1 pseudogene is annotated in these 229 nt (G+C 67.7%); it reads right to left on the bottom strand.

The features are described from left to right. Positions 1-229: pseudogene (locus tag ABFY71_RS19175) on the bottom strand (hypothetical protein); the annotation flags it as partial.

The raw sequence follows: 229 nt of genomic DNA, 5'->3' as shown, positions 1-229 counted from the left end.
AGGCCATGAAGCTGGTCTGCACTGGCGCCGGCCGCGGTGTAGCTGTCGCCCATGGCCGCCAGCCAGGTCCGGGTCCCCTCATTGCCTACGGTCTGGGTCTCGGCAATCACCGCCGCGTGCCCGGCACTGCGCCATTCCAGCACCACCGCAAGGACGTTCACGCCCATGGCACCGCCCAGCTGACGGGCAAAATTATTGGCGCCAGCGCCCTGACTGAGCAGGTGCGAAG

It is taken from the genome of Devosia alba, from assembly GCF_039938915.1.
Lineage (GTDB): Bacteria > Pseudomonadota > Alphaproteobacteria > Rhizobiales > Devosiaceae > Devosia > Devosia alba.
This window is presented reverse-complemented; position numbering and strand designations above follow the sequence as displayed.